The organism is Microbulbifer maximicatervae (SeqCode), from assembly GCF_052467305.1.
The window spans coordinates 1971373-1986077 of sequence record NZ_CP174306.1 but is presented as its reverse complement, the minus strand read 5'-3'; the positions used below and the strand labels follow the sequence as shown (position 1 = coordinate 1986077).

The window sequence follows — 14705 nt, the reverse complement described above, 5'->3', positions numbered from 1 at the left end:
TATTAAAGTCGAGACGGATGGCTTCCCGGATCGCCCTCTATATGGGGTTTGTCATCGTGGGATACGCCGTGCTCCGTCTGGGCCGGAACCTCCCAATTCCCCTCTTCTGTCCACGGATCATCCTCTGGAAACTCTTCAATATAGATTTCCTTCTCTTCATAGCTCGGCTGGTAGCGCAGGTCATAGTGAGCGGCTTTCACAATCGATATGCACAGCAGCAAAGCAACAACTAAAAGCGGCACGCCACCGATCACGCTGGCAGTTTGCAGCGTATCCAGGCCGCCCAAAAACAGCAGCGTTATCGGCATCAGTGAAAGCGCAAATGCCCAGAACAGGCGGTTCCATCTAGCTGGCTCTTCATCGACCTCTTTCTGCACAACAGCGGCAAGAATGTATGAGATGGAATCGAATGTAGTTGCAGTAAAGATGAGGGCGAGCACCGTATATACCAGAATCACCAGTTTACTGCCGGGAAGTGTCTTGAGTGTGGCAAAAATTGCAGCGGTTGCGCCCTGCTCATTTAGCATCCCCACCACATCCAGCTCACCGGAAAACTGTAAGTAGACGCCGTAATTCCCCAGCACCATAAAAAACAGGAAACAGCCTAAGGTGCCATAAAAAATGGAGCCAACCACCATGGTCTTAATGGTCCTCCCCCGTGAGATACGCGCAATAAACAAGCCGACACTGGGAGCGAAAACCAACCACCACGCCCAATAGAAGATGGTCCAGTCTTGGGGAAAATGGGTATCCGGGAACTGCTCAAACTCTGCAAATGGCTCAGTCCAGGCGGCCATATGGAAGATGTTATCCAAGACACGACCCAGGGCATCCAAGCCGGTGTTCAACATAAATAAGGTGGGGCCAACCAGGAAAACAAACAGAAGCAGTACAATAGACAGCCACATATTCAGGTTGGAAAGTGCGCGGATACCCTTCTTAAGCCCAACAAAAGCGCTATAGCCGAAGATTGCCGTGCATATCATCAGCACTACAACCTGGGTTCCCAGCCCGGTGGGCACGCCCAAGAGTTCATGAGCCCCCTGAGTGATCAGCGGCGCAGCAATTCCCAAGGTCGTAGCACCGCCGCCCAACATACCAAAGATAAACAGCACGTCGATCAGCTTGCCGAGTCCGCCCTGGGCGCGCTGCTCCCCCAAAACGGGCATCAGTGCCTCGCTAATTTTCAGCACGCTGTGATTTCTAACGTAGTAGAAGTAGGCAATTGGCAGAGCGGGAATCAGGTAGATGGACCACGCCAGCGGGCCCCAGTGAAAAATACCGTAGGCAACTGCCCAGCGCGCAGCTTCGGGGGTGCCTCCTTCAACCTGGAAAGGTGGGGTTTGGTAATAGTAGATCCACTCGACCATAGACCAATAGAGAATCGATGCACCGATGCCGGCACAAAACAGCATTGACGCCCAGGATATGGTGGAGAACTCAGGGTTTTCTTCAGGTGTTCCCAGCTTGATCTGGCCGATATCACTAAACACGATATAGACCATAAAGAGAATTGCCCCGACACCCAGTGCCAGATAGAAAACCCCCAGCTTGTCAGTGACGAAACCTTTAGCGGCTAAAACCCAGGCGGCACCAACTTCGGGGAACAGCACCAGTGGAATTGTCACTGCCAACAACAGCGCCAGCGAACCAAAAAACGTGGGTTTATCGATGATTTCTCTGAAATGATTGGACAACACTTGCCTCCCAAATGCCTTATGAACCGCGGCAAATAAAAGCAAGGGGGACTTTATATAAGGAACTTTATTATGCGGTGTTAGTGAGTAGGACTTATATAAGGATAGGTAGATCAACTACAGCTAAATTTGCTCTTACTTATCTTTAATAGTACCAGCTAGTCAAAGTATTTCAATTTGACAGTTGTCACATCTGTTTAGATGCGACAACCAATTGAACTGGGGCTATCAACTGACGACGACCCCAACCTGCCGGGTTCTGAACTACTGCTTACCCAAAGATTTTTCCAGTTGGGCAAACTGCCCTTGCAGCATTGCCTTCTCCTGTAGAAGGATACGATTCTCGTCTGACAAGGTCTCTATCCGGTCTTTTGTAGCACCCAGTTCAGCATCCAGCCTTTCCAAAGATACTTGCTGAAGCTGAATCTCCTTAGCTTGCCCTATACCGCTGCTCTGGAGGCGGGTAACCTCATCCTGTAATCGTGTAATTTCAGAAGATTGGAGGTCAGCGCTTGCTGCCTGCTCTTCAGCCTGCCGCTTGTAGTTTGCTGCTTTGGCTTGAGCGGCGCCTATATTTTCACGCAAATCCTGCTTTTCCCGATTGAGCTCAGTAATTAATGCTTGCCCCTGTTTATACAGGAGATCCTGCTCAGAAATCTTCTGTTCCGCCAGCCCAAGTTGCTCCGTCAGTGAAGCCACCTGCCCCTTAAGTTGCTCACTGGAAGATCGAAACTGATCTCGCTCATGCTGCCGGTCAGTAGACGTTCGCTGCTGGAAGTGCTCAAAGTGCTCGCGCACATCGCGATTCTCTTGCTTCATCTCTTCAATGGAGGCCTTCTGCTCCTCAATTCGAACCGAGGCCTGCCCCAGTTGAAACTCACTTTTTTCCAGTTCTGACTGAGCTTCACCCAAGGTAACTTTGAGGCGGCGCTTCTCACTTTCAGAAGCTGAAAGCTTCTGCTCCAGCTCGCGAATCAATGCGGTTTGCTTGCTACTGGTCTCTTGAGCTTCATTTAGTCTCTCTGTTATCTCCAGCTCTTTAGCTTCAAATTCCTGCTGAACCTGCTCCACTCTCTGGTCCGCATCCCCCTGGATACGCTGATGAAGCCCTTTCAGCGCCTCCACCAAATCTTTAGGTAAGCCGCTGACATCAATGCTGCTGGAACTCTCGCTTTTCCACCGTTTTAGAAGCGGCGCAATTGTACTTTTACTCCCTGTCCCCAGATGAGCGCGCACCCTATCAACTGTCGGCTCCTCGCCCCGGGCCTTAATCGCCTTTGCTGCCTCAAAAATGTCCAGATAGGTGACCCCTGTGCGCGCCATTAACCTTCCCTCAGATTATTTTGTACCAAATTACGTATTACGTAATAATACATAATATATAAAAATAAACCAATTCTTGAATTAACCTAACTAACCTTCGATAATGATTCTTATCGAAGGTTATGAAAGTAAGGAAACCCCCATTTAACGTACCCTCAGTACAAATAGTGGTTTCCGGGTGACACAGAATCCATGAGAAAACAGCCTCTAGCCTCAACCAAAACCCAACCTCAATCCCCGCTCAGCAGTACATCTACTGGGGCTGGAGCACTTCTGGCTGAGGATGACATCCAGAAGTACCTGAAAGCAGCAACTTCAGACAGCACTCGCAAAGCCTATCGGTCTGCCATTCGCCAGTTCGAGAAATGGGGAGGCCGACTCCCTACCGATAGCCATTCACTGGTTAGCTATCTATTGAGCCGGGCCAAGCAATTAAACCCACGCACCCTGGATTTGCACCTAACCGCCATAGGCCAGTGGCACCTTTATCAAGGCATTGCCAACCCAGTCGCTGAGCCGCTGGTGCAGAAAACCATGCGCGGTATTCGCCGCACCCACGGAAAGCCCAAGCAAAAAGCCAAGGCCCTGAGCCTCGAACACATTGCCACCCTCACCCGACAGTTGCGCTCTCAGCCTGATTCCAAGAAGAAGGCCCGTGACTTGGCATTGGTGCTGGTAGGCTTCTTCGGTGCCTTCCGGCGCAGTGAGCTAGTAGCGATCCAGGTTGAAGACCTGATATGGGAGGAGGAAGGCTTGATTATTCGCCTACCCAAATCAAAAACAGATCAAAGTGGTCAGGGAATGATGCGCGCCCTTCCCTACGGCACCCCTGAAATCTGCCCCGCACGAGCACTTAAGTCCTGGCTAGACGTTAGTGGTATTAGAACTGGGCCAGTATTTCGGTCAGTCAATCGCTGGGATACAGTGCAAAGTCGACAGTTAAACCCCACAGCTATCAACGATCTACTGAAAAACCTCGGGGAAGCCTGCGGTTTTGACTTTGTTGCCGAACTCAGCAGCCACAGCTTTCGCCGAGGCCTGTCTACTTCCGCTGCGCGAGAAAAAGTTGGCTTTGAGCTGATCAAGAAGCAAGGTGGGTGGAAGAGTGATGCCACTGTCTGGGAGTATATTGAGGAGGGGCAACAGTTTACCGACAACGCCTCAGCTATCTTGATGAAGAAGATGTCGGAACTGATCGATTAGTAATGACTTATGCACTATTAGCAATAGGTCTTTACCCTAAAATAAATGCAATAGTTAAAGCACTTGAGGTTACAAATACTCAAACCTCTACTTCTTAGCATGAGTATTACATCGCCACCTAGACTGGATTCAAATTCCATTGGCGGCTCTTATATCTCGCCAAGGCGGTGCCAAGAGGCTTGAAAAGCGAGCAAATTAAAAGATACGGGGCCCTATGCATGGTTAATTGATTCAACTGGGCAGACGAAAAGTCAAGCTCAAGTGTTATCCAACACTTAGTTAATAATTATTTACAATTATATACATATCAAGCGTTGCCTAAGCTAGTAAGGATTGATATTAATCGATCTATCAGTTGTCTGATTATGGAATAAAAATAGATGAAGCTAAAAAAACTAAGGTTCAACAGTAATGACTTAGCAAAAGTTTCAGGCTATCTATTTTTTATTCAGTTCATATTGTTTGTTGGGTTCATTATTTTACTGCCAAACAATATACAGTTCTTTAAGCCCAGCTCTACAATTCAAATGGGCGATTTTTTGATCGCGCTTGGCCAAACCCCAAATGAATTTCTTATCCTGAAGCTGATTTTACTCGCATTAAGGACCTGTTATGCCCTTTCGTTTGTATTTATTGCGGTCCTATTTTGGGAGAATAGTAAAGTTGCTTCAGCGGCATTGATTTCATTCACCCTGGTCTCCGTAGCTATTATCAATATTGCCCAGCTCTTGGGATTAGCACTTATACCAATAGCTAATGATTATACAAACTCCTTGGCACTAGGCGATGATATCAGGACGATCTCATTAGAAACGTCAGCTTTCGGAATTTATGTAGCTCAAGAATTATTGGATACGTTCGTAAATACGGTGACTTTTAACGGTATATTTGTATGTCTATTCGCAATCTCCTGTTACAAAGTAGAGTTAAAATATACCAAATGGCTTATCCCTATTATGATGATCCTCCCATATAACAGGTTCTTTGATTTACCTGCTGTATTGAGCTTAGTCTCAGGGTTGCTCAATGTCATTGTTACAGCAATTTACTTTCTATTGATGGGGTTTTTCTTATTAAAAATGAGCTCACCAGAAACCTCCAAATCAACTGTTTAAGTAAAATAGAGTTTAACCTGCTCAGATTGATTGAATTGCGAGTAGCCAAAAGTACATTTTCTGTCAGTTTAGCCTGAATAGAGCACATGATACTGCCCCTCTACCTGTGTAATGGTCAAATTGAGTGCCGTACAATCATTGTTGCCAGGTTGTTAGGCAGAGTCGAACTCACAAAAACTTGAGCCTCAAGCAGTACATGAGAGATCTATCACGATGGATGATCTAATGCCTGTATCCCTACTGCTTGGTATGGGTTTCATTGAAAATTGATTCCCAATCCTGATCAAAGGTCTCGGGTATCGATGAGGATGACCTCCGAAAGAACAGAACCCCAACGTGAGCTTCATGACCCTGCCCGGCAGAATGATCAGCTGTAACCTCTTCAATAAAGCCGCGCATGGTGCCACTGCCATCTAAGGTCAAATTTGTAACGCTCTCATCGGAAACATCAACAGCTACCAACTGGATTCTATTGCCACTCTTCATGTAGGCAAAGATACCGATATCCTTGGCAATAGTGGCCTCATTCACCGTCTCTTCAACCGCAGTCAGCTGGTGTTTAACATTCGGTTTCTTCGTTACCTCAAGATAACGGCCACCACCGCCTACACCTGTTTGCTTGAGAACCTTAAAGGTCCGGCAAATTTGCCCCTTCTCCAAAGTAAAGGCGTCCGGGCTGTGCTCATAGAAAATAAACGACTCTCCTTCAACCGCACACCACACCCCCTCCAGGGAATCTTTGGCTTCCGGCTGAGCATTGGCATGCATGTTCACAAGAGTCATAAGTCCTGATACGAGCAAAAGTAATAGGTGATTTTTTATTTTCATGGAGACTTCCAAGGTGGTTATCAGTCAAATATAGGTGCAGCTTTATGGTTAGTTAATCTCTGAGCAAGCTGATTCACGCCAAAAGTAACGAGCTCTAAGGATCTATAGTCCTCAAGTTGACCTCGGGCGAATAAGTCAAAACGATCCTCTTTGAAATCACGGGATTAGAACTCAGGCTATTATCTAAATTGTGGCAAGGAGGCCTTAAATGACGAAGCTAAATCAGAAGCAAATTGAAGACTGCAAGTCTAGCAAGTCGGACTTCTCCGACCTCAAGGCGCTATTCCTCAACTGCACTCTAAAGCCTACGCCTGAACTCTCCCATACAGACGGTCTAATTCGCATATCCAGGGAAATCATGGAGCGCAACAAAGTCTCAGTTGAGGTTTTACGCCCTGTTGATCACGACATCGCTTTTGGTGTTTACCCGGATATGACGGAGCATGGCTGGGACACTGATGAGTGGCCACTGCTCTATCGCCGGGTTGAAGACGCAGATATCCTGGTTATAACCACGCCGATCTGGTTGGGAGAGAAATCCTCTATCTGCACCCAAACAATAGAAAGGCTCTATGCGAACTCAGCTGATCTGAACTCTAAAGGCCAGTACGCATACTACGGCCGGGTGGGAGGTTGCCTTATCACCGGCAATGAAGATGGCGCAAAGCACTGCGCCATGAATATTCTCTACTCTCTGCAACACCTTGGCTATGTTATCCCTCCCCAGGCAGATGCGGCATGGGTGGGAGAAGCGGGCCCCGGCCCCTCGTATCTTGACCCTGGTTCCGGTGGTCCGCAAAACGACTTTACCAATCGCAACACCACCTTTATGACCTGGAACCTGATGCATATGGCGCGAATGATAAAAGATGCCGGGGGCATTCCCGCCCACGGCAACCAGCGCTCTGCCTGGGATGCCGGCTGTAAGCCCGACTTCCCTAACCCTGATTATCGATAGAAACATCCTGCATTTTTAACTTTATTGAGCTAAGCAGCCTAAAGTTGTTGCTGTTTGGCCAAGTCTATCCGTATTTACAAAATCCTATTTACAAGATGTAGCACCAGGGATAAATTCCCGCCTTCTTTGCTCCCATTAACACCCACCTACACGGCATAGCACTCTTATCTCCATAAAGGGATGCTAGGCGTTGCCATATGAATTGGTGGTCCAGTAATTCCTGTGAGGTCCCTGTCCCGAATGAAACCAGAGTTCTTAGCGCATATCCTGGATAGCAAATTATTTATCACCATATGCCTGATCTCAGTAGTGATGTTATTACGTGGCCTGCTCACGCTAGTAATAGCACGAAGTAGTTGGCAAAAAGCGGATAAGCGCCGCCGTATCAATACCGTACATAACCTTGGCAACTTATTATTGGTAGTCGGCCTGATAGCCATTTGGGTAAGCGAACTCCGGGACTTTGCCCTATCCATTGCCGCTTTCTCTGTGGCAATTGTATTGGCACTGAGAGAGGGTGTGCAGTGCCTCGTTGGTGGCTTGTATCAGGCAAACATGCGCTCGTTTACTGTAGGAGACTGGATTAAAGTCGGCAATCAATTTGGTGAAGTCACCGATAGTGACTGGCTAAGCACCACCCTTTTGGAGATCGATCCGCACGGTTTGGGCAATGGCTATACAGGAACAACTCTGTACATCCCTAACAATGCCTTCTTTACCCAACCGGTAAAGAACCTGAACTTTATGCGCCGGTATATCGAGCACACCTTTTCGATTACCCGGGAAAGCAAAGGAATGAATCCATTTGAAGCCAAGAAGTTTATCTCTGAGCGGCTTAAGGAACACTGCGAGTCCTTCCGTGAAGTTGCCGAACGCTACTGCAACCTGATTGAGAATCGCATGGGCGTTGAGCTGTCGGGGCCTGATGCCAAAGTCTGTATCACAACGAATGAACTTGGCCACGATGTAACCACGGTAACCGTCTTTTGCCCCCGAGAGGAAGCCACCAATATCGAACAGTTGGTGACTGAAGACTTCTATAACTTTTGGTTCGAGAAAACCAAGGAAGTAAAGGCAAGTTAGCGGTTTTGGCAATTCAATGAAGGTGTTGGTATATATGCTCGCCAGTGCCCAATTCACACTGTTGGAGTTAAACAATTTGTTAGCGAACCAATAAGGTACCTTTTGGGGTTTTGACAGCCAACAATTATACCATTTAGTCCCTACGTCAAGATGCGGTCCCTACTTCCAGCCACCTGCTAACAGGAAGTAGGGACCGCAACTAGTATTGAGCTATCAATAGATTTGGCTAACTCAACTTTTATCACTGAGTAATCACAGTGATAAAAGTTGGCCATGTAGCGCCATTAATCACACTCGCTCTGTTTTGATAGCTCTTGATCGCTTCAATTTGCTGTGAAACGCTCTCCTGGAAGTAAAATCGATCATTTTTACTATCTACCTTCCTCCAGTATCCCACCCCTTGGTCCAACAAGATCTTAGTGCTCTTGCCAGATTCCCATTCTAGAATAAGGACTCGACCATGGGACATGTCCCTTGGGTTTTCTTCCATAGACACATTCACATTTGCTCCAAGGTTATTGCCAAGCCACTCGGCAATAACACCGCGCTGATCATCCGGGTCGCTCCAGTTTGCATCAATAAAGGGGGATGAGGGTTGCCTTCGGACACTGAGCGTCTGAATCTCTACTTCCCCCTCCGCTAAAGGGAAGCTCGATAACATTTTTTCCAGTAGCAGTATTGTCCAAGGGGACTTCAGGTAGCGATCGCTATAGTTTATTTTCTTAACCCGATCATTGTTAAATTGTTGTTGAAGTGTGGGCACCTTTTCTTGTAGAAACTGAGCGAAGCGCGTATGAAAGTTGATCATCCGCCCATTCAACTCGCTGCTTAACTCGATAACTTGCGCCCCAGGAATATTGACACTTAACATATCACCGGGAATAGGCGTAAATTCGAATCCAGAAAACTCTTCTGTGGAGATCAATACATCCTTTGAGCTCCCTCGCAACCACCCTTCTCCCGGAGCCAATGTGCTGGGATGATGGCTCACCAAGGTAGCTACATCGCTGCCGTTTCCAACCTGAAGCCCCATATATACACTTTGCTCTTTGACAGGCGAATGCATCATGGCAATTTCAATGCCTAAGCGATGTAGCAGCTTTAAGTTATGTTTAAGCTCATCAGACAAAACAACTTTGTCCTCAAGCAACAATCTAACAGTAACTTTATCAATGACTTTCCATCCCAATATCAGGTCACGGAAATCCTTATGGCTAATATCAACCTCTTCACTAGGCACACGTACAGTCACTAGATTAGCGCCGCTTTGAAGTTTTGTCCGCATCCATTCCATCGGACTTATGGCGCAGTGCCGAGCTCCCGGAATCGGGTTAAACTCCGAAGGGATCTCAAGGTGTTCGATTAGTTTTATGGAGTTGAGCCAATCCAGCGTGCTATGGCGATCCAAACTCTCCAACTCTACGCGGCTATCTTGTCCGGTCAGGCAAGCAGAACAGACATTTTCACAATTTGCCGAGCACAACAGGCGCTTGTACGCGCCGGTCAGCAACTGCGCAATACTGCCAACCTCAGAGGTGCAGAACCCCCCACCTCCACTGACACGATCGTAAACTTGGATGACAAAACGTTCGGCGCCCTGGTCTGGGTCTCGGTCTTTTCGAAATCCAAACCCCATTTCGGTACTGTCAATCCCAAGCCTTGAAGCAATTTCATCTCGAAGGGCGACTGCAATAGTTGCGGCTATGGACTGCCCTTCATTAGTGTTAGGTAGCCACTCACCATTTGCAGGGTTCTTAAGGTAGACCTCAAGTACATCTGTCGCAGTTTGATAACCAAGATAAATATTAGGTTTTACTTTTTCGTTACTACAGGTTTTAGATTTATCCGCACCTTTTTTTCCGCCCAATGGCCGATGATAGGAGCCAGGCTGCAGCGCCTTTGGTATTTTTCCATTGGCCAACATGGATTCCGCACGCCCGCAAGCCATACAAATCGCATAACCATTCTGGTTTTCGCCAGATGAATGGTGGAACACTGTTCCCTCATGGCCATACTGGATATAACCTAATCGGCTATCCGGTAAAGTGATACGAGTACCTGTTACACTGATGCGGGGAGGTTCTACCCTAATGTATTTTTGGGAGGTAATGTCATTGGTCGTATTCTCATAAAAGTCAGTAAGGAAGCCAGCCGGCCTCAACACCAACATTTTCTCTGAATTAGCTACCGGATGGTTACAACTCCGGCAATGGATTTCATTACTATTACTAAAGGCGTTTTCCTGCACTCCTGAGTCACCGCAACGCTTACACCGCCAGGAAATATCAAACTTCTGGGCTTCGTTTAGCGCACCCCCTGAGTGCCAGTGTAAACTGACGCCTGCGCTGCGATAGACCCGCCCATCGATAACAATTTCTCCACCCGGTGCATACTCTCGAATCGCAACATCCAATCCACGACTCGGCTTTTCTTTATAGCAAAAGATATTATCTTCTCGCGAAGCATTGGTCTTCTTAGCTTTACGATTCCTGAATTCTTCATAATTATAAGTATTAATATTGACAACATCTGTCGGAAATCCATAGCCGGGCAGATAAGCTCGAGCTGCCAAGTCGCGCAGTAGGTATTCCTCTTCATGCCGCTTTAATTCTAATGTTAGAGCTTTTCTATAAGCCTCATCACTTGCCGCAGTTTGCTTTGACATCAAACTTTCGAATTCACTACTCCAGCGTTGCTGAAGTTTTTCCAACCTGGCCGTAGATTCAGAAACAAGTAACCGGGGTTCAACACCTGCAAGCACTGTACCCCACAGCAAACGCTGTATAGGTTGCTCAAGATCTGCGGGCAAAGATTTTGTCCAGGCAATATATTTTTGACACGGTGATTCTTCTTGCCCATAAAAGAACCACTTAACATTGAGTTTAGTATTATCAGTAAATGTAAGTTGGAACTTTCTTAAGAATATTCCCAACATCAAAGAGTGTACATGCCGTTGAACAATACGTTCAGAGCTGAGGGTGATTGTGGGTGCAGGAATCGCCGATACAAAAGGCCACTTGGGGTTTGAGAAGGCCCGCTGATTATGCGGATCATTCTTACAAATTGTGTAGGCAATTGCTCGCGATTCACTACGGCGACCAGCTCGGCCGGCACGCTGTAAATAGTTTGCCGGATGTGGTGGTACGTTGTTCATCACCACTGCCGATATACCTCCAATGTCTACCCCCATCTCCATGGTGGTCGAGCAATTCAATACGTTTACCTGTCCACACTTAAACAGATCCTCATAACTCTTAAGAGCGTCAGATGACTGTTGCGCAGAGTGTTCCGCCGTACGGTAATAGTACCCCCCCTCTGCAACACGATCAGATAAGTTGGACCACACGCCCTGCGCACGTAAGTCTTGCACCGCAGGGTCAGCGTTCAATAGCTGACGAACATTGTTAACCTTGTCCTTGCCACTCTCCGCAGATTCCAGCTTGGTCCACTCTGGCAATGTCAGCGGAGTGCAATGAAAACTTCCTTCTCTGTATTTTCGCGGTAAATAGGGCGTCAGGCCAACAAAGGCCGTATCCAAAAGCTTGCCAGTAACTGGACACTTCCAAGCCTGATTCGGCAGTGAGAAGTTCAATTTACGCAGTTTCAGCACATAGCCAGCACCGCTCTGCTCCAATATTCGCGCTTTTATCAGGTCTTGCCAGGCCTGTCGCAGCCATAGGTTGATTACATCCAGGTCAGCTTGTTGCGAAATATCCTTATCGGTCGCTAATTCTAATAACTTAATCAGGCGTGAACGATACGGCCCCGATTTGGCAGTGGGCCACTTTTTTACTCGAGTATTTTCTTCTATCTTTGCATCGGGTGACACCAAAGCTTTGGGGGTAAAGCGGGCTCCCATCCAGTTTCGAAGATTTTCCTCAAGTGCCAAATAGGTATTTTCACGAACTACGAAATCCAGGGCTACCTTGAGAAAGTCACGCCAATCACTGAGGTCTAGGCGACGCCTGCTCACGCCAGGCGCTTGAGTTTCTGCATCTTGCCAATATTCTGGACAATACTGAATGCTATCCAATCCCTTATAGCCAACTTTAATCATGCCCAAGGTTTCAGTACTGTTCTGATTTTTGGGGCGGCGGGCGTACTCTCTAGCTAGCAGTAGCCTCCCCATAGTGTTCGCCTCGTCGCCACTACTAAATAATTCGGGGTTGGCATAGCGGTTATAGCGAACGATGCCATTGCTAACCGCTGGGTTTTCAGCTAGTTCGCGAACCATTGAGTCAAAATCCATTAAAATTTCCGGCGTGCCTGGCTGCTTTTTTTGTAACTCCGCTTGCTTTAGAAGGGTCTGCTTCAGAGCAGGGTCAGCTATAGCTTCAGCCGCAGCTAGAAGTTCCTTATAGCTAATGGCCGCAGAAGATTTATTGGCCGACACTTCGGCCTCTGCCTGTTGATTTCGAAGTGTTTCGAATACAAGCCCACGCAAACTGGAGCGCTCAGCCTCTTGCTGCATTTTTACGGCGAGCCGCGCAGTTCCCTGGCGACTATCAGTAAAGGTAATCAACCTGCGGCCACGGCCAGGCAATTCCTCTGGTGAATAGCCCTTCAAATCATTCTTATCCGGGTCAGGACAGTACTCCAGGATTGTAGGGACAGCATTGCTAATATAAAAAGGGGCACCGAAATAAGATAAGCGATAGAATTTTCGATCAGCAAAACCCTTACTTGAACAGGCCCCGCAACCGGCCTCTTGTTCACTAGAGTATAAAAAATTAATATTTCGCTCCGCTGAGAGCATATTAACTTCCAAACTGGTGGCATCAACTCTTGCTTCGGTATAGATTTCAAGGGCCTGGTTATTTTTCCCAGCCAAACTACCTGCGGTCAAAGGCGAAGCGATCACCCATTGTGAATCCGGGGCCTGAGATTCATTCAAAAGGTTGTTCGTTTCCTCATCCTCAAATGTATGCTCGACTGATAATGCAAACTCATCTTGCACAAGTACACTGCGCTGCTGAAGAAATCCATTATTGTCCTCAGCCAGCAGATGGGGGGTTGAGCAATCGTTACAGAGAGCAACTTCATATACTGGCGCATCGCATTTACAACGGGCCCTTTCAGTAACGTACAAGTTACCAAACGGCCATCCCTTAAGATGGATGGATTTTTCTGGACAGCTGGCATCAATACAGGACCACAACCCGTGTAGCATGCGCTGAAAGAAATGGGCCCTCAGTTTCAAAAATGGCTCGCCACCATTTTCCTTTTTAGTACCGCTCATCAAGTCGATCCAAGCCAGGACTTCCCTTTGTAGGGCCTGCTGTCCCAATTCCGGTAACAACCCCTTAACCGCTGCAACTAACTCGTTGAGTGTCTGTGGTTTCTCCTCTTTATTTGACACTATTGAGTTTCGCAAACGAGAGGCAATAAGAGAGTGCGAAAGAGCCTCATAGCGGGCGGGAGACACTTCACAGTTGTGCTCGATACTACTGATGCTATCGCGCGTCGCCAACGTAGCTTCACCAGTAATCTCTAATTTCGGAATACTGCGGTGGCCGCCAATCACCACCACTTGAGACTCACTCACTCCGGCCAGGCTAGCCAAATAGGACTTCAATTTGGTTTCCGCATCCTGGTCGGCAATCGTGGCGGAGGTCGCTACAAATCGTACGTCTTTGGCTTCGCGGCCGAAAGCGTGAAGTACCCTGCGCAAAAGCAGGGACAATTCCGCAGCCTGGGAGCCGATATAGGTATGCGCCTCATCCAAAACAATCCAACGCAAAGACTGCGCATCGCGAGAGATTTCCAAGATGGGCGCATCTTCTTGTCGCACCAGCATGTATTCCAGCATGGTGGAGTTGGTCAGCATGATTGGCGCCGGTTTTTTTCGCATGCGCTCGCGTGAAAGAACCTGATTGAGTCGCTCACTCTGCTCTTTACGCACCTTGGACTCAAAATGTTCCGTATTACCGTTATACAAACAAAAACGAATGCGCTCCTGGTAGTCTCGTGTCCAGGCATCCAGGCGCTCTTGCTGAGAATTAATCAAGGCATTGAGCGGATAGAGAAATAGAGCCCTAACGCCAACTAACGGCCCCTCCTGCTTAGTCTCGCGGATTAAATCGTTAAGAATTGGAATCATAAAGCACTCGGTCTTCCCAGAGCCGGTGCCACTTGTAACTACAGCCGATTTTGGTTGATCGTCCAGGAGCGTATTCCACGCAGTCAGCTGATGCGTATAAGGATAGATATGGCCGGGCAGCCCATAACCATTGCCTGCGTTAGCAAGTGTTCCCACCAATTCCGGTTCCAGCAAACCACCAGAGAGGCTATCGAGGCTGACATCCGCAGGCGCCCAGCCGAATGTGTGCTCAAAAACAGGGGGTGCTAAAAAGCAACCTTCAGCACCCAACTCTTCTGTCATCTGACTCTCAATATGAGCTCGCCAATTTGAATCACTGATCCCCAAAATGCCAAGGGTAGACTGCTTAGCGCGACTGAGTGACTGCTCGACTAAACTCTCAAAAAATTTCATCGTAC

The 14705-nt window shown here is 47.7% G+C and carries 8 protein-coding genes; 4 read left to right on the top strand and 4 right to left on the bottom strand.

The features are described from left to right. Positions 1-2: 2 nt before the first annotated feature. Both ACJJI4_RS08840 and ACJJI4_RS08835 read right to left on the bottom strand, forming a co-directional pair. Complete coding sequence (locus tag ACJJI4_RS08840) at positions 3-1700, bottom strand: BCCT family transporter (protein ID WP_413665764.1); 1698 nt, start codon at positions 1698-1700, stop codon at positions 3-5. Positions 1701-1961: 261 nt separating this feature from the next. Further along, positions 1962-3020 (bottom strand): DNA-binding protein, encoded by a 1059-nt coding sequence (locus ACJJI4_RS08835; RefSeq protein WP_444927781.1) that lies wholly within the window; start codon positions 3018-3020, stop codon positions 1962-1964. 192 nt (positions 3021-3212) lie between these two features. On the opposite strand from ACJJI4_RS08835, the gene ACJJI4_RS08830 reads away from it, so the two are divergent. Both ACJJI4_RS08830 and ACJJI4_RS08825 read left to right on the top strand, forming a co-directional pair. Continuing rightward, positions 3213-4223, top strand: coding sequence for a tyrosine-type recombinase/integrase (locus ACJJI4_RS08830; RefSeq protein WP_444927780.1), 1011 nt, complete (start codon positions 3213-3215; stop codon positions 4221-4223). Between the two features lie 380 nt (positions 4224-4603). Continuing rightward, positions 4604-5338, top strand: coding sequence for a hypothetical protein (locus tag ACJJI4_RS08825; RefSeq protein WP_444927779.1), 735 nt, complete (start codon positions 4604-4606; stop codon positions 5336-5338). Between the two features lie 237 nt (positions 5339-5575). Here the strand turns inward: ACJJI4_RS08825 and ACJJI4_RS08820 are convergent, their stop codons facing one another. After that, on the bottom strand, positions 5576-6166 hold the full coding sequence (locus ACJJI4_RS08820) for a hypothetical protein (RefSeq protein WP_444908337.1): 591 nt from the start codon (positions 6164-6166) through the stop codon (positions 5576-5578). A 208-nt stretch (positions 6167-6374) separates the two neighbouring features. Between ACJJI4_RS08820 and ACJJI4_RS08815 the strand changes: the two genes are divergently transcribed. Beyond that, positions 6375-7124, top strand: a complete 750-nt coding sequence (locus ACJJI4_RS08815; protein WP_444927778.1) for a flavodoxin family protein — start codon at positions 6375-6377, stop codon at positions 7122-7124. 240 nt (positions 7125-7364) lie between these two features. Next, the gene (locus tag ACJJI4_RS08810; RefSeq protein ID WP_444927777.1) at positions 7365-8207 is read left to right on the top strand and encodes a mechanosensitive ion channel family protein; all 843 of its coding nucleotides are present in this window, start codon (positions 7365-7367) and stop codon (positions 8205-8207) included. A gap of 241 nt (positions 8208-8448) precedes the next feature. Here ACJJI4_RS08810 and ACJJI4_RS08805 read toward each other — a convergent pair whose 3' ends face one another. Next, a complete protein-coding gene (locus ACJJI4_RS08805; RefSeq protein ID WP_444927776.1) occupies positions 8449-14700 on the bottom strand; it encodes a DEAD/DEAH box helicase family protein in 6252 nt (2083 codons plus the stop codon). Between the last annotated feature and the right edge of the window lie 5 nt (positions 14701-14705).

Excerpts from the sequence above, each read along its gene's own strand:
- ACJJI4_RS08835 (WP_444927781.1), bottom strand. The coding sequence starts at position 3,020 with ATGGCGCGCACAGGGGTCACCTATCTGGACATTTTTGAGGCAGCAAAG.
- ACJJI4_RS08830 (WP_444927780.1), top strand. The coding sequence starts at position 3,213 with ATGAGAAAACAGCCTCTAGCCTCAACCAAAACCCAACCTCAATCCCCG.
- ACJJI4_RS08825 (WP_444927779.1), top strand. The coding sequence starts at position 4,604 with ATGAAGCTAAAAAAACTAAGGTTCAACAGTAATGACTTAGCAAAAGTT.
- ACJJI4_RS08820 (WP_444908337.1), bottom strand. The coding sequence starts at position 6,166 with ATGAAAATAAAAAATCACCTATTACTTTTGCTCGTATCAGGACTTATG.
- ACJJI4_RS08815 (WP_444927778.1), top strand. The coding sequence starts at position 6,375 with ATGACGAAGCTAAATCAGAAGCAAATTGAAGACTGCAAGTCTAGCAAG.
- ACJJI4_RS08810 (WP_444927777.1), top strand. The coding sequence starts at position 7,365 with ATGAAACCAGAGTTCTTAGCGCATATCCTGGATAGCAAATTATTTATC.
- ACJJI4_RS08805 (WP_444927776.1), bottom strand. The coding sequence starts at position 14,700 with ATGAAATTTTTTGAGAGTTTAGTCGAGCAGTCACTCAGTCGCGCTAAG.